Below are 21,903 nucleotides of genomic sequence, written 5' to 3'. Positions count from 1 at the left end.
CTCGTCGGACTTCCATTTGTTTGCAATCAGAGTACGTGTTCATGTTCCCGATGACTCCCATCGCGGCTGCGCTTGCGCTGTTGTTTTGTGCCAGCGCAACGGCGGCTCCGGTATCCAACGGTTCGACACCGCGAAGTCTGTTGGCCCAGGCCAAAGGTCTGCCGGCGGAATTCGAGGAGCATTTTTTTGATGTACCACTGGCGGTTCGCGTGGAACTCGATCAACAGCCGTTGGGGGAGGCGATGATCGTGCTGTCCCGCGATGACCGCATCACCCTGCTCGAATTTACCGACACCGGCGACAGCCGCTTCAGCGCTGCCGAGCGCGAGACCTGGGCCGGTTACCTCAAGCCCGGTGTGGCGCTGGGCAACTGCACGGGGAAATGCCCGGAACAGATGCTGGCCGTGCACTACAACCTGGAAAACTCGCTGGTGTCGATCGTCACCGAAAATGCCGAGCGCGACACCGAGGTCAAACGCTACTACGACCAGCCCGAGGGTGGCAGCAGCGGCCTGATGGTGCGCAATCAGCTGAACCTCAATGGCGGTCAGGACCAGGATCTGGGCGGGCGTTATGGCCTGGAAGCCAGTGGCAGTCTCGGCAGCTGGAGCCAGACCTTCAACATGCAACTGGCCCGTCTCGGTGGCCCGGATGATCAGCTCTACCACGCAGTTCACGAGCTCTACACCCAGCGCGAATTGCAGGGCCAATTTTTCCGCCTGGGTTACTTCACGCCCAATTCCGAAGGGCTGACCCGCCAACCGCGTACGTTTGGCACCAGCCCCGACACGGCCGTCGGCGTCATGTTCGGCAGCTCCGACAGCCTGGCGATCAATACGCCAACGCCCAGCGTCTACCCGATCTACGTCACGGCCAACCGCCAGGCCTCGGTGGAAATCCTGCGCGACGGTTTGCTGATCAATACCCAATCGGTGCCCGCCGGCCTGCAGACCCTCGATACCCGGCCATTACCCGGTGGCATCTACGAAGTCGAAGTGCGGCTGATCGAAGACGGTCAGATCACCAGCACCACCCAGGAACTGGTCTACAAACCCAACAACTGGCGCAACCTCGATGAACGCTGGCGCTACAACCTGTTTGCCGGGCAAGAACAGAAACTGCTCAGTAACTGGGACCAGCAGGCCAGCGGCAGCGCGACGGCCGGGGCATCGCTCAACTACCTGATGCACCCCCGGGTGATCCTCGGGCTGTCGGCGCGGCAGATTCGCGAAAAGCTGCAATACGGCACGTCCATCGACTGGACCCTGGCCAATCACATCAGCTTGTATGCCAACGTTTATCAGACCCAGGACCACGGCACCGGCCTCGATCTGCAAAGCCTTTATAACTATGGCTCCGGTAGCGTGGTGGTCAGCCACAACCGCAGCTGGCTCGACACCACCAACACCTACGACACCTTGCCCGACGGCACGCGAGTGCGGCAGCGCAATGTGTTTGTCGGCGAGACCAGCAACTCGTCCCTGGCACTCAATCATCGGCTGAGCAGCAAAAACTCGTTGAATGCGCGGATTTCCCACAGCGAGGGCAACACCGAAGGCATGGGCGTGGACCTGGGCTGGACCCAGCGCACCACGTTGTTCGGCAGCGATGCCAACTGGCGGCTGGCGCTGTTCGACCGGCCCGGCAGTTTCAGCAGCGGCGACGAGCGCAATCGTGGAGTCGACCTGAGCCTCAACCTGGCGTTGGGCGCACCGGGCCAGCAGTTCACCGGCAGCATCGGTTCAAGGACGGCGCGAGAGGGCGGGCGCGACAACAACGCCTCCCTCGGCTGGCGCAAGGACTTGAAGGATCACGCGCTGCAAAACGTCTCGGTCACCGCGCTTTCTGACACCTATGGCCTCGGTCTGTCGAGCCTGGCCAGTTTCCGCACCGCGGCGCTCAGTGGCGACGGCTTTGTCCAGCGCTCCTCCTACAACGACAACTTTACCGGTGGCCTGAACGTCGACAGCACGTTGGTCATTGGTGGCCAGCAAATGGTCTTGACCAGCGAACATCAGGTGCGCGGCTCTGGGCTGATTGTCGACGTGGAATCCGATATCGACGGCATCGCGTTGCGCGCCGACGACTTCAGCGGTGGCAGTGCCGCGCTGAAACCAGGGCGCAACTTCATCCCGATTACCGCGTACCAGAACAGCTCGGTGAGTTTCGACTTCGAAGGCAATCACGTGCCCGCCGCCAGCATCGAGCCGTCGCGTACCCGTTATCACCTGAACAAGGGCGGCGTGGAGTATCGCAAGGTGCGGGTGATGCGAACCCTGACCGTGCTCGGTCGGCTGGTGGACCCGCAAGGGCAACCGCTCAAGGGCCATCACGTGATCAACCACGCCAGTCGCGGGGTCACGGAAGTCGATGGCTTTTTCTCCATGGAAATGAACGCCGGCGCGCCGACGCTGGAAGTGCGCCGGGGCAACCAGTTGCTCTGCCAGTTCCGCCTCGATGCCAGTCGCCACCGCAGCGAAAACAACGTGTTGATGATCGGCGACCTGCGGTGCACGCCGGACACATTGGCCGACGTCAGCGTCACAGATCAGAAGGCAGGTTGAAACCTATGAAAAAGTTCACGGGCGGGTTGGCGCTGACGATGGCGCTGATGGTGCCGACCGCCGAGGCGATTAATCAGGAGATCCGTGCGCTGTTCACGCCGGATCCAGCGCAGCCACAAAGAAATGTGTTCATCAACAAGACCCCGGACAGCGGGTATTGCGCCACTTATCCGGACGAGTGCAAGAACAGCAATATGTTCAGCATTCGGATACCGGTGCATTTCGGGCACAGTCCAGCAATTGCGCCGGGCACTGGCGTGCCGATCAAGGCACCGGCCAATTGGCGACAGCTGACGGTCACTAACAGAGAAAACGGAGAATCGGAAACCGTCGAAGTTCGCATCATGGGGATTGGTTCCAACTACATATTGAGTGATACGGCTGCCAATCTGGTGGGGGTGATCGATTTACGGGAAGGGCACCAGAAGCTTTGGACCAGCAATAGCTGGGTATATGCGGCGCCTCCTTGTCTGTACAGCGGTGTCGGGGCTTACACCGGCAATACCTATCGGTTTTTCTGGAAAACCCCGGAGGAAGCGGCCTGTACCAAAGTCGCGGCATACCGGATTCCCTACATGTCCTTCGACACCCTGGACTTTGCCTACGAATTGCGAACTCCCAACCCGCTGGGCATGTCGAGCGGACTGTACACCGGCTCCATGAATTACTTCCTCGGCCCTGGCCAGGATTTCGACATCGGCGGGCTGAACCCCGATGACGGCAACCTGACCCTGGACTTCGTTCTGGATGTACAGCACACCCTGAAAGTGACCCTCCCGCCCGGCGGCAATAAAGTCGAGTTGGTGCCCCAGGGCGGCTGGCAAAGCTGGATCAACGAAGGACGCAAACCCAACCGGTTGTTCCGCGATCAGACCTTCCATATCTCGGCGTCATCGAAGTTCAAGATGATGTTGATCTGTCCGAGCATCGTGGGCAGCAATTGCGTCATCAACGACCTGAATGCGCGCCGGTACGGCATCGTGGAGCTGAAAGTGACGTTGCCCAACGGGCTGACCGATCAACACGGGCGACCGGTCAACCGCCTCCCGCTGACAATTGGGAGCGCGGGAGCCTTGCACCTCATGCCTAGCTTCTATGTGGATAACGGCAAGGGAATCCTGCACTTCGAAATCGGCGAGTTCTGGACCCACGCCATGCTCGAATCCGGTGTGCCGGGTAACTACGCCGGCACCATGACGGTGATCTGGGATTCGGAAACCTGAAGATAAAAAACACTCGCCATTATTGAGGTTATAGACAATGAAACGTCTGTTGTTGATGTGGGTTAGCAGCCTGTTTTGCCTGACGGCCCAGGCCGGGCCGCAGATTAATGTGGGCACGGTGTACGACTACCTGGACGGCGATAAAAGTACGTACTTGAAAAGGGTATTCAACAGTGGCGACAGCACCGCTTTCGTCAAGATCAATGTGCTGGAAATCCTCTACGGCACCGACGGCACAATTAGCGAAGTACCGATCGAGAGCGCGCCGGACGGCGCCTCCCGTCAAGGCGTCATGGCCAGCCCTGCGCGGTTGATCGTGCCGGCCAAGGGCATGCAGGGCACGCGGTTGCTGTTCATGGGCGAGCGCGAAAAGGAGCGCTACTTCCGCGTGCGTTTCGTACCCGTGGTGCCGGAGAAAGAAGATGAATTCGTGGTCTCCAACGAAGAACGCGAGGACTACAAAAAGAGTTTGTCGGCCGGGGTAAACGTGATGACCGGGTTCGGCACGATCTTCTTTGTTCGCCCGAAGAATGCCCGTTTCGATACGGTGGTCACCGACAGCACCGAGCGTTATGAGCTGCGCAACAACGGCAACACCGTGGTGGTGGTCGATGAATTCAAGAGTTGCTCGATCACCGACGAAAACGATTGTCGGCCGACCACCAAGCATCACGTGATGGCCGGCAAGACGTTCGCCTTCGACAAGGAAAAGGGACGCGAGCACCGCTTCATCTTGATCGAGGGCGACAACAAGAAAGTGCTGACAATAGCCAGTCGATAGTGGCGGCTTCCAATTGACGCTGTGGGTAACAAACATGATCAAGCAATGCACGGTGGCCGCCCTGCTGGCGGCAACGGCACTGACCAGCCTTTGCGCACTGGCCGCCCGCGAGGAACACACCTTCGAAGTGACTGTGACGGTCCCGACCCGCTCGTTTTACATCGTGCCGGTCGACACCACCTGGATTCACCGCGAACAGATCCTGCCATGGATTGTTGCGACCTCCCGGTTGGGCAGTCTGCGCAAATACTTCGACGTGCGTCACGACAACAGCGCGATTGAAGCGCGTCTGGAAGAGCCGGCGTACCTGTCCAATGGCCGCCCGGCGGACGACATCGCCTTGCGCGTGCGCTTCAATGGTGTGGAACTGAGCCATGCCGTCGAGCCCCGGCTGGTGGTGACTGCCGCCGATGCCGCGGTGGGGGCGCGAGTGTTGCTGGAGATAGAACCGCAGCAGCCGGCCGGGGGTTATCGGGCTGGGGATTATTACGGCAATGTGCTGTTGTTGTTCAATGCCCGGGCGCCGGGGGCGTAATGGTTGGCGAAAGCCCCTGTGGGAGCGGGCTTGCTCGCGAATGCGGTGTGTCATTCAGCATTGATGTCGACTGACATGGCCTATTCGCGAGCAAGCCCGCTCCCACAGGGGAGTGTGGTGTGCTTACAGTGTTGCGCGATCCAGCGCCTCACGGGTTTTTTGCCGGGCCAGTGCCTGTTGTTTGTAGCCCAGGTCGTTGTAGAGAATGTTGTAGGTCTGCTCGGTCATGGCTTCCCCGGTGAATATCACTTGTTCCGGGATGGACAATTGTCGCGCCAGAACCTGTATCCGTTCCCGCAGTCGAGTCCTGTGGGTCTGGGGCAATACCTCGGCCTTGGCCCATTCCGATTGCGCCTCACGCAGGGTTTCAAGCAGATTGGAGAGCCGTTCATAGCGCTGCGCGTTGTCGTGGAACTCGTCGGGCCAGGTCTCCCGCAGGTACTGGTCCCAGAACGGTTGCTCCAGCATGGCATTGACCAGTCCGTCGCCGTCTTCCATGGACAACACCGTCTCGAACGCCTGGTCGATGGCGCTGTCACTGACGCCGGCGATCGGCCGGTACAGCATGCTTTCCGATTGCCAAGGCAACGCCAGGCGATCCGCCAGCGCGGTTTCATACGCCAGGTACACCTCGACTTCATCCGGGTTGCCACTACGGGCCACGATATCGGCCCGGGCGATGTCATCGACACGATCCAGGCGCGCGGCGCCTTTGGCCAGGGTCACCAGTGCCTTCTCCAGTGACGCGCGGTAAGTCGAGTACGAGTACGCCCGCGAGGCGAGAACCTTGACCCCCATGTTGTTGAACAGCTGCGCCCCGGCGTCGGCGCAATTGGTGGGCGCCGTGGCCATGGTGAACAACTCCTCGCGCAGGCGGGTGTCGAGGTCAATGGCATCGATCATGTTCCAGACCCGAGCGGACAGCTGTTTGCGCCATTCACCACCAGCCATGTAATCGGAAGACCGAGTGAGGTTGTCGATCACGCTGAAAAAGCCTTCGGCGTTCGGCTCGGTGATCAACTTGTCCCACGCTTCCGCTCTGTAGGTACCCAATCCCGGCGCGCTGCCCCACAAATACGAATCGTCAGCGGCAGGCCATTTTTGCCGCGCGCGTTCGGCGGCGGGGGCAAACACAATCCGCCGGGGCAAGCCTACCGACTGCCGATATTCGCTGATTTCGAACTGGGCGGTTTGCGGCAGGTCCGGCGCAGAGACGCGGGTACGCGCGATGATCATGGCGCTGTCCGAACCGGGGATCACCTTGGGAACACGGGTAATCGGGTTGTCTTGCAAATCCAGGAAAAAACCGCGCGGACGACGTTTGCTGAACACCCCCTGCGGCCAGGTGTCGAGCCCGGTATTGCTCAGGTTAAGGACGGTCAGGCGCGGCATCCGTTCGACATTCGGTGAACGGCCCAGCAGGTTGTTGTCCAGGCGCAGGGTTTCCAGTCGGGTCAGGTTGCGCAGTTGCTCCACGGCCTCGGGTGTCAGCTCGATGCGGTTGTCGGTCAGGCGCAGGGTTTCCAGCAGATGCATCCTGCCCACCCCCTCGGGCAGGCGCCGCAGTTCGCAGCGCCTGGCGCTGAGATGACGCACGTTGCGAAAGTCTTTCAACAAGCCGCCGGGGCCTTCCGAGAACTGGGTGTTATCTAGCGCCAGTGTGGTGACCTGATCGAAGTATTTTTTCAGATCGGGCAGCTCCTTCCACCAGCGCTCAAGGTTGTGGTGGTGAAACTCCGACGACAGATCCAGCGTATAACCTCCGTCCAGGCTGCTGCTCTCATCAAACACCTGCGAGCGTCGCTCGAAACATTGCAACAGTCGTTCAGTAATGTATTTGAGGGTGCCTCGGTAAATCACCGGTTCGTCGGGCAAGGTCGGAAATTTTTGTTCCAGCCACCACTGAACCGTACTGCGTAACAGCGTCAATTCGTCTTCGAGTGTTTCGATCACCTCGAATGGGTCGGGCCTGGCGTTCAGCGAGCGGACGAAGGCGTCGGCTTCCCGCTCTCTCATCGCCGGGTAAAGATCAGTCACGCGCTCATATAGCGTAGCGCCATCGCGGGACAGCTTGGGCCCGCGCAGCAGCAATAGGGTTTGCGGCTCGGCCACCGGCCGGATCGACGGTTCCAGCAGCACGGTCCGGCGTTCGGAAGGAGGCTCGGTCTTGGCGATCAGCCATTCGCGGAACCACGTGCCCTGGCCCGGACGGTAGCCCAGTTGCCGACGCTGTTGATTGGGCAGTGCACGCAGGACCGACTCATACCAGTCAGCCGTCCCATGCAGCGGGTGATTGTGGGCATCGCGGACTTCGTAGCGCCCCTGTTCGTTACGCAACAGGTAGCGCACGAGCGAGGCGTCTTCGGGCCCGACAGCGCAGCGCAACTCACCGCCGAACGAACCATCACGTACCTCGATGCGCAGGTCTTTATAGGTATCGGTATTCAAGCGCAGCACGTTCAGGGTAAGACGTTCGGTATCAACGCCCAGCCGATCAGTCTTGAAGAAGCCTTCGACGGCGCGTGTCGTGCGGATTTCAAAAGCACATTCGCGGGCCTGGGCTGCCAGGTTCAGGGGAATGCGTTGTTGTCCGGACAGCGCGTCCCGCTCGCTTTTCTTTGCTCCGGCCACCAGGGCTTCGGCGATGTCGGCGGACAAGGTCGGGTATTCGTGCTGCAACTGCCGGGCATTCGGGTCATTGCTGCCGGGGGCCGCGGTGTCGTCGGCGGCCTTGAGGCGCCGGAGGGTTTCGTCCAGCAACAACGGTGGCGGCGTACTCTCGACATGCATGCGGCGCAACGCGCCTTCGTCGACACCGCTGATGAGCAGGATGCCTTCCAATTGCGCGCTGGTGAAACCATCGGTGCTGTGGCCCAGGCGTTTCATCAAGGTGACTTTGTCCCAAGTGCGCGGGTTCTCGCCTTCATGCAGCCAGGCACCGCGACCGTTGTGAGTCAATTTCGGCGCGTAGGCATTTGGTCGTTCAGGGTGCAGGACACGGTGTGCGCCAGTGTCGGGATCCTTTTCCACGACGTAGAGCCGGTCGTTCATCGGCAGAACCTGCTGGTCGTCGAGGCGATGCAGGCCCAAGGCATCCGGGCTGGAATCCTCGTCAAGCGTGAGATTTTTTTGCTCGTAAGGCGTGAGGTCGGGGTTCCACAACCGGGTGTCACCGTTGTCCAGTTGAACCGGTTTCGTGCCCTCGATAAACGGCGAAAGCTTGAGGCGAAACTCGTTGCCGATCGCACCGCCCGCCGCAAACACCGCCAGTTGCACAATGTCCGTCACCACCGAGATCACATGTTCGGCGGCTTCGGCCCAAAGACCTTCCGCCAGGTCCACCACGCCTTCCACGACATCGTTGGTCAATTGGTAGGCGGTGTAGGCGAGCATGAGTTCGCCAAGGCCCGGCACGAACGGCGTTGCCACCATCAGCACGACGTTGAAAATATCCGAGACGATTTTCTTGAAGTTGTCCCACCAGGCCCAGCGTGCGCGGCTGTTGGTGTCGGCGGTGGATACGGCAATTTCCCGGGCGTCGTTGAGGATCTTGTTGAGCGTTTGTTGATACAGGTGTTCCCACAACGGACGGTTGATGGGCGCGACGGAAAACTGCAGATTGGGTTTTTCCACCGGTGTTTCGCGCCAGGTAGGGCGCGGGTCCAGCGGATGTTTTTCATGCCATTTGACGCGGCTGAGGCGCTGCCCCAGATCGCCGAAAAAATGCCCGCGCTGTTGCTGGTCGACGAACTGGCTGAAGAATTGCTGATAGGTCAATCCGCTGGAGGGCAGCACCTTGTTGGCGCGCAGTTGACGCATCAGCTCTTGCATGAAATCGGAGGTCGAGCGGTATTCCTTCAGCGGGTGCTCGGGGTCATGGGGAATGTAGACAATTACCCTGTCGGTGCCGCGACTTTGCTGATCGACCGGGGCAAACACCACAATGCCGGTCAGCGTCGTGTCCATCATCGCCAGGTCAAACGCCTGCATGACTTTGCCGTCCAGGGTCAGGCCCGGTTGCCCCTCGAACAGGCGCAGCACCACGCTATGGGCATTGCGGCTGATGTCGTTTTTCGCCAGGGCCAGATGGGCGGTGGCGTGAAGCGCAGCATTCTGGTTGGTGGTGACCTTGTACTGCAGAACGGCCGCGGCCACGGGGTCGGCAGGCAGCAAGATACTGTCGAGATGACGTTGGTAGCGGGCACCGATATCCAGTTCCCGGCACAGGGCCTGGAACTGGCGGATGCTCATTGTTCGTTTGATCGGCAGGATGTCGAAGTGACCGCGATGATCGGGCTGGGTTATGAAATCGGACCCGGCTTCAAAGGTTTCGGAACGGGCGAAGTTATGCACCGCCGCGTCCAGCAATGACACCGTACGTGTGGTCACGGCAGCCGAGGTATCAATCACATACCAGGGCGTTCCCTTGGGGATGTAGAGCCGCAGGTAAGTGCCCGCCACATCAAGGTCGAGACGGTACTTTTTTTTCAGTGCGGCGTTAAGCAGGGGCGCGGCGAATGTCCGGACGTCCTGAAGACTGTCGAGCATCTGGTCGACGTCGTTTTGCGCGCCCCAGGCTTCAGTGTTGGCGGTTTTCAACTGTTCGTCGGCTGTCGTGTACCAGCTCTCCCGCTGGAGGCTGGCACTGCCGAGCGCTTGTACCCGGGTCAAGGACGCAGCGGTAAACGTGGCGCCGATACTGTCCCGGATCTGGGCGTAATGCCGGCCCTTATGATCCGGCAGGTCATCGGTTGGGAGCAGGGTTATGACTGACTGTAACTGAGACATTGCGACCGTTCTAATCGTGAAATTGGAACGCTTCAGGCTATCCACTGCCGTCAATAAAAAAAGTCGAAATGACTGAGCCCGAAGTGCCGTTCGGGCGGGTTAACGATTGAAAATTGGAATGCCGAAAATACTTATTTACCGCCACCGTAACTAATGGCGTTTTTTGCGTAGGACATCACGACAGCGGTGGTCGGCATCATCGCTGGACGACCACCGGTGCCTGGCATTCGGTGTTGCGACCCGGCTGCAAATACGGAGTCAGGATCGGCGCCATGCCCTTGAGTACTTGCACCGGCAACGCCGAAGTGAATTTGAATGTTTCGGCAGAACGGCCTGGTACGAACGCGGTCAAGGTGCCGAAGTGGTGATCGCCGATGTAGAACACGAACGTCGCGGTGCGGTTGATCGATTTCGAACTGAGGATCCGTCCACCGGCGCCAATGGCTTCGATGCGGTTATCCCCGGTGCCGGTCTTGCCGCCCATCGCCAGCGGTGTGCCGTCCAGTAGTTTGAAACTGCCGGACACCCGTTTGGCCGTACCGGCGTCCACCACATGGGACAAGGCTTCGCGCATGGCCGCGGCGACTTCGGAAGGCATTACCCGTTTACCGACGTTCGGGTCATTGATCACTTGGGTTTCATACGGCGTATTGGCGGCGAAATGCAGGCTGTCGATGCGCAGGGTTGGCATGCGCACGCCGTCGTTGAGGATGGTGCCGATCAGCTCGGCCAACGCCGCCGGCCGGTCGCCGGAACTGCCGATGGCCGTGGCCAGCGACGGAACGAGGTGATCGAACGGATAGCCGACTTTCTGCCAGCGCTGGTGAATGTCGAGGAACGCCTCGATCTCCAACATGGTACGGATGCGGCTGTCGCGGGCACCTTTGTGTTTGCTCTTGAACAGCCAGCTATAGACCTCCTGGCGCTCGAACTGGCTGGCTGTGACGATCTCGCTCCACTTGGCATCGGGGTGGTTGAGCAAGTAGCCAATCAGCCACAGGTCCAGCGGGTGGACCTTGGCGATAAAGCCCTGGTCCGGCAGGTCATATGAGCCAGGACCGTAGCTCAGGTAGAGGCGCTCCAGACGTTCGTCGGTGAGTTTTTCGGTGAGCTTGGCGCCTTTGAGGTGTGCGCGCACGAAAGTATTGAAGGCGGCCTGTTCGGCGTCCGGGTAGAGATAGCGATGCACGGCGGCCATGCGGATCGGGGTCGGGCGCATGCTGTCGAGGAAGGTTTCGAGGCGCGCGTCGGTGTTCTTGTTCCTGTATTTTTTCCAGAACTTGAGCAGGAACGACGTGCCTTCCTTGTCGGCAAACGAAGCCAGGTATTCCTGACGCCGAGGGTCGCGGTCGTCCTTGAGCAGTTCGGCGCTGCTATTGGGGCCGGAATAGGTGGTGTAGCGCACGATGTCACGCATCAGCCGAATGAACGGCAGGTTGATTGACTCACGAATGGCATCGCGCAGGGTCGGCATGCGGCCGTTGTCTTCATTGCGGAAGTTATGGAACACGTGCAGCCCGCCGCCGGTGAAGAAGGCTTCGCCGGGGCTGGCGGAGTATTTGCGATCAAGCGCGGCGCCGAGCATTTTCGACAGGTCGCGATCGCTGTTCTGGATCAGGTAGTCGACGACCCAGCGGCTCAGGCGATCCTGATCGGGAACGTCGGTTTTTTTCAACTCGGCCACGGTTTTGTCGCCGTACTTGTCGTGCAGCTCGGAGATGATCTGCAAGTACGTGGTCAGCACCCGCATCTTCGCGGTTGAGCCCAGTTCAAGTTTGCTGCCTTCGTTAATGTCGAACGGCTGGTCGGTGCTGTCGGTCTGCACCCGCACGCGAGAGCCATCCGGGGTCAGTTCGAACAGGGTGAAGCTGTAGCGCACCGCCGTGGTGCTGGTGGGCGTGAGCAGGCGTTCGCCGATCAGCCCGATCTGCCCGGCAAAGACCGGGTCGGCCAGGTGTTTCAGGTACTCGGTGGCCTGGGCCTGCAAGTCACTTTGCAAGGTGCTGGTGGCCGACAGGTCGAGGCGATCGAGGTCATACAGCGGACGATTGAGCATGGAGGCCAACCGACTGCGGGCGGTGCTGATGCCTTTGTTGGTTTCGATCGGCTGGATGGTCGGCTGGGTCTGCCAGTCGCGGTAGGTCACTTTACTGGCCAGCGCGGCGGCGGCGAACTGTGCATCGATGACATTGTTCTGGGCGAGCAGGCGGATGTGGCTGTCAGTGAGGTCGGCCAGTTCTTCGTGGCCTTTGGTCAAGTAGTGAGAAGGACGGCGCTGGGCAATCATCAGCGACAGCATTTCACGCAAGGCCAGACCTTTGGCGGCCATGGTTTTTGGATCCGTGGCGGTGCTGGCCAGGGTTTCATTGGCCTTGTTGAAATCGGCGCCGTACCAGACGCGCAGGCCTTCGGCCATGCCATGCACTTCACCGTGGCCGGGCACTGCCGACAGCGGCACGCTATTGAGGTAGTCGCGTACCACGTTTTGCCGCACCTGCAAGGTTTGCGGGCCGGTCTGATAGGCGCGCACGCTGGCGGAAATCATCTGGCGGATTTTCTCCGCGCCCGAGACGGTCAAGCCATCGGGGGAGTGGCGGTATTTCTCAAGCTGCGTCGCCAGGGTGCTGCCGCCCGCCGACTGCCCCGGCAGGTGCATCAACTTGGCCACCTGGGACCACGCGGCCATGCCGAACCGCGGCCAGTCCACGGCCGGGTTGGCCAAGGGCTGCTTGGGATCGAGCAGGAAACGGTTTTCGATGAACAGCAGGCTGTTGACCACCACCGGCGGGATCGACTCGAAGCTGGAATAGAGCTGTTGCGGGTAGTTGAACTGGTACAGCGGCGCCGCACGGCAATCGGTGATCGACAGCCCGGCCTGGATTTTCTCCGCATAGGGCACGAAAAAGCCTCGGTCGCTGTACTTCATCAGCGCCGGGGAAAAGCGGGTTTGTGAGGCAATGACGTAATTGCGCTTGAGCAGCCGTGGCAGAAACTCGCCCATTGAGCTGTAACCCAGCCGCAAATCGAACGGACCGGCACCGGGGTAGCGAATTGCATCGCTGGGGCCGGGTTGCACGTCATAACTCAGGGACGCGGCAAATTTGCTGACTTCCCGGGCCTGAAACTTCGAAGTACGCATTTCCTTGGCGGCGGCCAGGCCCAGCACAATCAGGATAATCAGCAGCAACAACCAGAACGCCTTCCAGCCGTGTTTGGTACGACGGGGTTTTTCAGGTAAAGGCGCATCATCCACACGTTCAGTCGGAACCACGGTTTTACTCGAATCGGATTGCCATAACGCGCCCATAGTCGACTGATCCATTCACGCAGATTGATCGGACTTGTCTGAAGCTTAGACGGTGGTTGGCGATGGTGAAAAAATTGTGAATAGAGAAATTTCGAAATCGTATGAGTGGTGGTGCCCTCAGATTTTCTGCCACCAAGCTATAAAACGACAAACCCCTGTGGCGAGGGGGCTTGCCCCCGTCGGAGTGCGAAGCACTCCCTGCATTCCTCAATCAACCCGCATTCACAGGTTTCACGACTGCTGCGCAGCCGAACGGGGGCGAGCCCCCTCGCCACAATGAATGTCCAACCTTGGATCCGTGTTCAAAGCCAACAAGCATCCCAAAGCGGATAGTCACCGTATTTATCTACTAACCCGGCACGCAGCGGGTTGCCAACGATGTAACGAGCAAACGGCAAAAGGTCTTCACCGTCTCGGATTGCTCGGTCGTGAAAACCGGATTGCCACAGCGGACCGCACCGGCCGGTCGCATTGTTAACTGCCCGAGTACAACGCGACTTGGTAGCGCCAATGACATTTGCCAGATTGTTGTCGTGTAACTGCATTAGCCAATGGAAGTGATCGGGCATTACAACCCAAGCAATTGAGTCCACTTGACCCGATTCGTGAGCTCGACGCAGTTCCTGAACAAGCAGGCGTCCCAATCGCCAATCAGAAAAGATGGGTTGGCGATTATGAATAACTGCAGTAATGAGATAAGCGCGACCGGCCTCGGCTCATCGGCCTCGACGCAAGCGATGCGAATTTGGTTGAGTAGGCAATCCATTGCCTCCTTGCGTGGTAATTGACGCTTTCAGACTAGCGGTCGACAGCCATCCTCGGCGCTGCAATGGTTGAGTGAAAAGTCTGATCTGTGTGAAGGACAAATGTGCTGAGGGGACTTGCCTGTGGTGAGGCGGGCTTGCCTGTGGCGAGGGGGCTTGCCCCCGTTGGAGTGCGAAGCACCCCCAGCATTCCTTCAGTCAAACCGCATCCACAGGTTTTACGACTGCTGCGCAGCCGAACGGGGGCAAGCCCCCTCGCCACAGGTTTTAATGTGTCTGAAATGTTTGAACTAGAGCCTTTAGGAGGTTAAATCCGAATGAGGTCCAAGCATGACGACGCACCATTACCGTGCAATACTCCCCGCCGTTTCAGCAGCGAATAATCCTGCAAAACCCAGGTAATGCCCCTCCGTAAACCGGGCTTTTGGCGAGAGTTGTGCCTGAATGTTGTGGTTTATAGAGTGAAAAACCCTGTCGGAAGCTTTTTATACTGCACGCCCCGCTGATCTTGCAGGTTTTGTCCTACAAGACGGGTTTGCCCACAAGGCAGGCCCGGTATCGGGAAGCGCTGGCTTATCGGTCCGCGCTTCGTTTACTCGGTGGTCACATCCAATAACAAGACGAGGTTGTACCCCTATGCCAGCAGGCAATCATCTGCCCCAAGGCGAGACCGCTCAGGGCGGCCCGCTTAAACGCGAACTGGGCGAACGGCATATTCGCTTGATGGCACTCGGTGCCTGTATCGGCGTCGGCCTGTTCCTCGGTTCGGCCAAGGCCATCGAAATGGCCGGCCCGGCCATCATGCTGTCCTACATCATCGGCGGTCTGGCGATCCTGGTGATCATGCGCGCCCTCGGCGAGATGGCCGTGCACAACCCGGTTGCCGGCTCCTTCAGCCGTTACGCTCAAGACTATCTTGGCCCATTGGCCGGTTTCCTGACCGGTTGGAACTACTGGTTCCTGTGGCTGGTGACCTGTGTCGCGGAAATCACCGCGGTGGCGGTGTACATGGGCGTCTGGTTCCCCGAAGTGCCGCGCTGGATCTGGGCGCTGTCGGCATTGATCAGCATGGGCACCATCAACCTGATCGCGGTAAAAGCCTTCGGTGAGTTCGAGTTCTGGTTCGCCCTGATCAAGATCGTCACCATCATTGCGATGGTCATCGGCGGCATCGGTGTGATCGCGTTCGGTTTCGGCAACGACGGCGTGGCTTTGGGGATTTCCAACCTGTGGGCCCACGGCGGCTTCATGCCCAACGGCGTGCAAGGCGTGTTGATGTCCCTGCAAATGGTGATGTTCGCTTACCTCGGCGTCGAGATGATCGGCCTGACCGCCGGTGAAGCAAAGAACCCGCAGAAGACCATTCCCAATGCGATCGGCTCGGTGTTCTGGCGGATTCTGTTGTTCTACGTCGGTGCGTTGTTCGTGATCCTGTCGATCTACCCGTGGAACGAAATCGGCACTCAGGGCAGCCCGTTCGTGATGACCTTTGAGCGTCTGGGCATCAAGACTGCCGCCGGTATCATCAACTTTGTGGTGATCACGGCAGCGCTGTCGTCCTGCAACGGTGGCATCTTCAGCACTGGTCGCATGCTCTACAGCCTGGCCCAGAACGGTCAGGCCCCGGCCGGTTTCGCCAAGACCTCGAGCAACGGCGTGCCTCGTCGCGCGCTGCTGTTGTCGATCTTCGTGCTGTTGCTGGGTGTGCTGCTCAACTACATAGTCCCGGAAAAAGTCTTCGTCTGGGTGACGGCGATTGCCACCTTCGGCGCGATCTGGACCTGGGTGATGATCCTGCTGGCCCAGCTCAAGTTCCGCAAAGGCCTGAGCGCCAGCGAACGAGCCGGCCTGAAATACAAGATGTGGCTGTATCCGGTCAGTTCTTACCTGGCGCTGGCGTTCCTGGTGCTGGTGGTCGGCCTGATGGCGTACTTCCCGGACACCCGCGTGGCGCTGTATGTGGGACCTGCGTTCCTGGTGCTGCTGACGGTGTTGTTCTACGTGTTCAAGTTGCAACCGACCAACGTGACACAAGGTGCGGTGCGCTCGGTTTCGTAAGGTGTAACGCTTGAAATGCAAAAAGCCCCGGTCGTGATGATCGGGGCTTTTTCGTTTTGAAGATCAAAAGATCGCAGCCTTCGGCAGCTCCTACAGGTGATTGCGGTCGACCGGTTGAACGCATTCCAATGTAGGAGCTGCCGCAGGCTGCGATCTTTTGACTTTAAGCAGGCACCGCCGAAACCGGTCGGTTCAACCGCTTATTGAAATCCAGCCAAACCCCCAACAACGCCATCAACCCGGCCCCCACCAGTGCGCTGAAGATTTGCATGGCGAAAGCATCGTCGGTCATGGCATTGACCATGTCCGCCAACGGCGCCAACAGCACGCCCAGGCAAAAGACTTCCAGCGAATAACGCCCCATGCGACAGCTTTGCTGCGCCAGCCAGTTTTGTGTCCAGCCGCTGTCGGGCAACAGCTTGGCGGTGACGTAGGCCAGCGCCAGGAAGTGCAGCAGGCGCACCGGCGACAGGTCGGTCTTGCTGATCGGGTACAGCAAGTTACTCAGCCACGCCGGCATCACCGCGTCGTGTATTTCCGGCCAGCGCCAGGAGATCGTAATCACCCCGGCGAGCACCGCATACACCAGCGCACTGACAAACAACGGTTGGCGCATCAGCGGTCGGGTATCGGACAGTCGCGGTCGCTGCCCGTGAATCGCGGTAGCGCCACCGAGTACGAACAGCAGTTGCCAGACCACCGGGTTGAAGTACCACACGCCATCCTTGATGGCCGCCAGGTTCCAGCCAAACCAGGGCGCCAGCAGGTACACCGTCAACGACACGGCCACCGCCGCCCATGGCGCGCGCAGCAGCATCGGCAACACCAACGGCAAACCGGCCAGCAGCACGATGTACAGCGGCAGCGGGTCCATGAGGTTCGGTTTGAAGCGCAGCAGCAACTCATCCGTCAGCGCTTGCTGGGGATTGGTGATGAAGTGGTGCATGCCCATTTCTTCCACCAGGTCGCGGGTTTCCACATGGCTGTTGGCGAAGAACACGATGCCCATCAGCATCGCCAGCAAAAAAATATGCACCACGTAGAGCACCCAGGCGCGGCGCAGGATTTTCACGCAGGCGATCAGATAACCGTCGCGCTTGAGGATCTTGCCGTAGGCCAGGACCGCCGCGTACCCGGCAAGAAACACGAAAATTTCCGCAGCATCGCTGAAACCGAAATTACGCGGAGTGAGTTGCCCGAGTGGGTTGTGCGGCACGTGATCCCAGAATATGAAGATCAGGGCCAGGCCTCGAAAAAAGTCGATGCGGTGATCGCGTTCAGACGTCATGGCTGAGGGCTCTTGAACGGGTGTTGAGTAAGGAGCGTTACGCGGCGCAAAAGTGCCGCACATCGGCGGCGCGCAGGGTGGCGTGATTGGCCGGTAATTGCAAAGGCCGGGTATTACGGGATATTGCCCGGCATCACCGTCTGTCGCAAAGCCAGTGATTTAGAGCGGGCGGCGAGTTCAATACGTTATGAGCTTAATCCAAGGGGCTCCGACATGCGCATGGGCGATTGGCTCGACAGAGAACTCGGCAGCCGGCGGGTCTGGCTGTGCTTTTTGTTGGCGACCTTTGCCTATGTCCTGCCGTTGATCCTCGCTGACTACCCCTATATCGATGACAACTGGCGTTCACTCTCCGCCGGCATGGGGTGGGCGGGGGAGGGCCGTTTATTTACGCAGCTGTTCTACAACTGGCTGTCGTTCACCGGCGCCGCGCCGAACATCTTCCCGCTGCCCTTGCTGCTGGCCACACTGGCGATGGCTTGGGCGCTGACCCGCCTGACCTTCCACTACTTTATCGAACCGACATTCACCCATTGCCTGGTGGTGCTCGCGCTCTGGTACAACCCGTTCTTCCTGCAAAACCTGTCGTATCAATACGACGGCCCGGCCATGACCTTGAGCCTGGTGGCAGTGATCTTCGCGATCACCTTTCGCAGCGCTTCCAGAGTCCAGCAACTGGTCGTTCCAGCGTGCCTGATTGCCCTGGGTCTTGGGCTGTATCAGGTCAGCATCAATGTGTTTATCGGGCTGTGTTGCGTGGAACTGCTGCGGTCTGCGAATGACCGTCTGCCCTGGCCCGAATGGTGCCGGATGATCGGTTGGAAAGTCGGGCAAGTGGGGCTGGCCTGGTTGATCTACGGCGCCACGGCTTACGCCTACATGACGCAGAATCGCCTTGACCTGTTGAACGGGTCGGCGGCCCCCCTGCTGCAAGTCGGCACCAACATTGGTCGGGTGCTGGATAAGGTCATGCTGCTGTTTCACGGCGGATTCGCCTGGGTGTTTGCCGTGTTGTTTCTGTGTGCCGTTGCCGGCAGCGTCCATGTTGGGCGGCGCATTATTGATCGACGGGAAGACGGGCTGAAGAAAGCGCTGGTTGGTCTTCTGTGCTTACTGACGTTGCCGATCACGTTACTGCTGGTGTCTGGCGCCGCGCTGTTTTTCCGTGACTTCAACGAGGGTGCCCGAACCTTGATGGGGTTCTCCGTGGTGCTGGTGCTGCTGTTCTACCTGAGCCATCTGGCGTTGGCGACCGTGCATGAGCGACTGCCATTGCTGTTGCTGATCCCGCTGCTGGCCATGCTCTCGCTGTCCTACGCCTATGGTCGGGTGCTGGTGGTGCAAAAGACCTTCGCCACCAATGCGCTGAACGCCTTGAGCTACGACATTGCTTCGCGTCCACTGCTGCGCGACGCCAAGCGTATTTACCTGTCGGTGACTTACTCTGATCACTGGTTGTTGGGCGCCGCAGGCTCGTTCAAACAGATGCCGGTACTGCGCTATTTACTGAATACCGACTATTACATGCTGGCCGAAAACCTGCCGAAGGTCGGCATTGCGAACGTGGTCGCCGAGAGGGATCGGCGCAATGCGACGCGGGTCGGTTATCAGGGGTTTGCGCCTCTGGTCGAGAGCCAGTACTACCGCATTTACCTGATCGGGGATTATGGCTTTATCGTCATGAAAGAGCCGGCTCGGGTCACGGAGCTGCAGTGGTGAGTTTGCCGTTGGTAGCCCGGCATGGCGTATTCAATGGGAGCGTCAGAACGTATCCATCAGCAAGACAATGCAGCCCTTGGATTGAAAATGGTTGATCGGCGGACCCGGTACCGCAAATGGTGTTCTTCTTTGATGTACGCCAGCCTCCCCATGAGGCTGGCGCTCAAACATTCCTTAAGCAGCCGCCACTTCAGCCGGCTCAAAACTGTCTGCCCGCGCCATCTGCCACATCCGCGAGTAAAACTCGCCGTTCACTTCCCCAGTCAGCAACTCACCGGGTTTCAAGAACACATGCAACTGCGAGAACAACTTGATCTCGGTCGCCGACATGCGCCGCACCAGATGCTTGGCTGACAACTGCGAAGGATGATCCAGGCCCGCCGCCGCCAACATTTCCGCGAGAGCTTTGAGTGTGTTGCGGTGGAAGTTGAATACCCGCTGAGCTTTGTCCGGGACTACCAACGCGCGTTGGCGCAGGGTGTCCTGAGTCGCAACGCCGGTCGGGCATTTGTTGGTGTGGCAGCTTTGCGACTGGATGCAGCCGATGGCGAACATGAAGCCGCGCGCCGAGTTGGCCCAGTCGGCGCCGATGGCCAGGACGCTGGCGATGTCGAAGGCGCTGACGATTTTGCCGCTGGCGCCGAGTTTGATTTTATCTCGCAGGTTCAGGCCCACCAGGGTGTTGTGCACGAACAACAGGCCTTCGCGCATCGGCACGCCGATGTGGTCGGTGAATTCCACGGGCGCAGCACCCGTGCCACCTTCCTTGCCGTCGACGACGATGAAGTCCGGGAGGATGCCGGTTTCCAGCATGGCCTTGGCTATGCCCATGAATTCCCACGGATGGCCGAGGCAGAACTTGAAGCCCACCGGTTTGCCGCCGGACAGTTCACGCAGTTGCTGGATGAAATGCATCAGTTCGATCGGCGTGGAAAACGCGCTGTGGCGTGACGGCGAGATGCAGTCTTCGCCCATCATGATGCCGCGGGTTTCGGCGATTTCCTTGGTGACCTTGTGCTTGGGCAAGATCCCGCCGTGGCCCGGTTTGGCGCCCTGGCTCATCTTGATTTCGATCATTCGTACTTGCGGGGTTTGCGCCTGGGCGGCGAAGCGTTCCGGGTCGAAGCGGCCGTCGGCAGTGCGGCAGCCGAAGTAGCCGCTGCCGAGTTCCCAGGTCAGGTCGCCGCCGTTTTCCCGGTGATAGGCGCTGATGCTGCCTTCGCCAGTGTCGTGGGCGAAGTTGCCGAGCTTGGCGCCCTGGTTCAACGCGCGGATGGCGTTGGCGCTCAGGGAACCAAAACTCATGGCCGAGATATTGAACACCGACGCCGAGTACGGTTGGGTGCACTGCGGGCCGCCGACCATGACCCGAAAACCGCTCGGGTCGCTCAACGGCGCCGGGCGCATGGAATGGCCGATGAATTCGAAGCCCGACTGATACACGTCGATCAGCGTGCCGAACGGTTTGTCGGCGCTTTCATTCTTGGCGCGCGAATAGACCAGCGAACGCTGGGCCCGGGAGAAGGGCAGGGCATCGCTGTCGGATTCGAGCAGGTACTGGCGAATTTCCGGGCGAATGCCTTCTACCAGATAACGGATGTTCCCCAGGATCGGGTAGTTGCGCCGCACCGCGTGAGGGCTTTGCAGCAGGTCGAACAGGCCGATCAGGCTCAGCACGCCCGTGACGGCGGTGATCGGCCAGAGCCAGTCGTGTTGCAGAAAAGGCAGGCTGGCGAGGGTGAATATCACGCAGGCAGCAAAGAAGGCGTAGCGGCTCAGGAGTGACAGGCTCATACGGTTTCCTTGGGTTCGGACTCGGTTGTTTTGGCGCATTGCTTTGTCTGGACACACATTTTCCTGTGGGAGCGGGCTTGCTCGCGAAGAGGCCGTTACATTCAACATTGATGTTGTCTGACACACCGCTTTCGCGAGTAAGCCCGCTCCCACAGAACAGCACCCTCACTCGGCAGTCAGGCATTTTGCGCCTGAAGAAATATCGAAAACAGCTCCGACTGAGACTTGATCCCCAGCTTGCTGTACATGTGTTTCTTATGGACTTTCACGGTTTCCACGGAGATTTCCAGCTTACGGGCGATTTCTTTACTGGAGCAACCGCTGAGCATCAAACGCCCGACATCCAGTTCCCGAGCGGTCAGTTGCGCGCCTTTGAGTTGCTGCACCGAGGCTTCCAGCTGTACGCGCCAGTCGGCCTGTGGCGGGGCGGGGGCCAGGGCCACGACTTCGTTGATTTCATAGGGCAGGCGCTGGCGCAACAGGCCCAGCACCCACGGCTGGATCAGCGACAGCAAAGCGATCTGCTGGCCACTGAAACGTTGCTTGCTGCCCAGGGACAGGCACAGCGTACGGTCGCCTTCGAGCTGGCAATTGAACTGGATTTCGTCGGCCACCACATTCAGACGAAAGTAGCGCTGGTAATACTCGGTCAGCTCGAAGTGCTCCGGCGCGACTTCCGACAGGCGATAGAGCCCGGTACGCGACTGCTCGCGGCAGGCGATGTAGAACGGGTCGAGCAGGTACAAACCGCGCAGATAATCCTGGAACAACTGGTCGGGGTTGCCATCCTCACCGGGGCATTCGGCGAATACCAGCGGGTGCTGATCGGCGCTGAAAAGCAGCGCCACCCAGCTGTCGAAGGTCACGTACTGATCCAGTAACCGGACGAGCTGCGTCCAGAAATTCGGCTTGTCGAGGGCGTCGATCAATTGCCCGACCGAGCGGTGCCAGGCGATGTCATCCAGCGAGAGTGTCATGCATCTACCCCTATCGGGTTACCCCAGCCGCGTAATTCCCTGGCCGGTTGCTTGCTGCGCATACTGGCGCACAGACACCGACCGGGCAATCTTTCTGCAACCCCG

At 59.6% G+C, this 21,903-nt stretch carries 11 protein-coding genes and 1 pseudogene; 6 read left to right on the top strand and 6 right to left on the bottom strand.

Annotated elements, in window-relative coordinates:
- The first annotated feature begins 41 nt into the window (after positions 1–41).
- The 4 genes from ACWIKB_RS15185 to ACWIKB_RS15170 are packed head-to-tail and all read left to right on the top strand — an operon-like array spanning position 42 to position 5,103.
- On the top strand, positions 42–2,564 hold the full coding sequence (locus ACWIKB_RS15185; protein ID WP_475267825.1) for a CS1-pili formation C-terminal domain-containing protein: 2,523 nt from the start codon (positions 42–44) through the stop codon (positions 2,562–2,564).
- Between the two features lie 5 nt (positions 2,565–2,569).
- Positions 2,570–3,787: a hypothetical protein gene (locus ACWIKB_RS15180; protein WP_475267823.1), complete on the top strand. Its 1,218-nt coding sequence runs from the start codon at positions 2,570–2,572 to the stop codon at positions 3,785–3,787.
- Positions 3,788–3,824: 37 nt separating this feature from the next.
- Entirely contained in the window at positions 3,825–4,568 is a 744-nt protein-coding gene (locus tag ACWIKB_RS15175) for a molecular chaperone (RefSeq protein WP_475267821.1), read from the top strand.
- A 34-nt stretch (positions 4,569–4,602) separates the two neighbouring features.
- Positions 4,603–5,103, top strand: coding sequence for a CS1 type fimbrial major subunit (locus ACWIKB_RS15170; protein WP_475267819.1), 501 nt, complete (start codon positions 4,603–4,605; stop codon positions 5,101–5,103).
- Positions 5,104–5,226: 123 nt separating this feature from the next.
- On the opposite strand, the gene ACWIKB_RS15165 is transcribed toward ACWIKB_RS15170, so the two are convergent.
- The 3 genes and pseudogenes from ACWIKB_RS15165 to ACWIKB_RS15155 all read right to left on the bottom strand — a co-directional run bounded on the left by ACWIKB_RS15165 (position 5,227) and on the right by ACWIKB_RS15155 (position 13,959).
- Positions 5,227–9,891 carry an NEL-type E3 ubiquitin ligase domain-containing protein gene (locus ACWIKB_RS15165; RefSeq protein ID WP_475267817.1) on the bottom strand — a complete coding sequence of 1,555 codons (4,665 nt, stop codon included), beginning with the start codon at positions 9,889–9,891 and terminating at the stop codon, positions 5,227–5,229.
- Between the two features lie 196 nt (positions 9,892–10,087).
- Entirely contained in the window at positions 10,088–13,198 is a 3,111-nt protein-coding gene (locus ACWIKB_RS15160) for a transglycosylase domain-containing protein (RefSeq protein ID WP_475267815.1), read from the bottom strand.
- A gap of 302 nt (positions 13,199–13,500) precedes the next feature.
- A pseudogene (locus ACWIKB_RS15155) lies at positions 13,501–13,959 on the bottom strand (REP-associated tyrosine transposase).
- A gap of 639 nt (positions 13,960–14,598) precedes the next feature.
- Between ACWIKB_RS15155 and ACWIKB_RS15150 the strand changes: the two are divergent.
- Positions 14,599–16,020 carry an amino acid permease gene (locus ACWIKB_RS15150; RefSeq protein WP_475267813.1) on the top strand — a complete coding sequence of 474 codons (1,422 nt, stop codon included), beginning with the start codon at positions 14,599–14,601 and terminating at the stop codon, positions 16,018–16,020.
- A 163-nt stretch (positions 16,021–16,183) separates the two neighbouring features.
- Here ACWIKB_RS15150 and ACWIKB_RS15145 read toward each other — a convergent pair whose 3' ends face one another.
- Positions 16,184–17,308: an OpgC family protein gene (locus tag ACWIKB_RS15145; RefSeq protein ID WP_475267811.1), complete on the bottom strand. Its 1,125-nt coding sequence runs from the start codon at positions 17,306–17,308 to the stop codon at positions 16,184–16,186.
- A 213-nt stretch (positions 17,309–17,521) separates the two neighbouring features.
- On the opposite strand from ACWIKB_RS15145, the gene ACWIKB_RS15140 reads away from it, so the two are divergent.
- Entirely contained in the window at positions 17,522–19,027 is a 1,506-nt protein-coding gene (locus ACWIKB_RS15140) for a glucosyltransferase domain-containing protein (RefSeq protein ID WP_475267809.1), read from the top strand.
- Between the two features lie 174 nt (positions 19,028–19,201).
- Here the strand turns inward: ACWIKB_RS15140 and ACWIKB_RS15135 are convergent, their stop codons facing one another.
- On the bottom strand, positions 19,202–20,821 hold the full coding sequence (locus ACWIKB_RS15135; protein WP_475267807.1) for an FMN-binding glutamate synthase family protein: 1,620 nt from the start codon (positions 20,819–20,821) through the stop codon (positions 19,202–19,204).
- Between the two features lie 176 nt (positions 20,822–20,997).
- Positions 20,998–21,798: a helix-turn-helix transcriptional regulator gene (locus tag ACWIKB_RS15130; RefSeq protein ID WP_475267805.1), complete on the bottom strand. Its 801-nt coding sequence runs from the start codon at positions 21,796–21,798 to the stop codon at positions 20,998–21,000.
- Positions 21,799–21,903: the final 105 nt, after the last annotated feature.

It is taken from the genome of Pseudomonas sp. 5Vm1k, from assembly GCF_056161485.1.
Note: the sequence above shows the minus strand (reverse complement) of the source record. Positions and strands in the feature narration are given on the sequence as shown.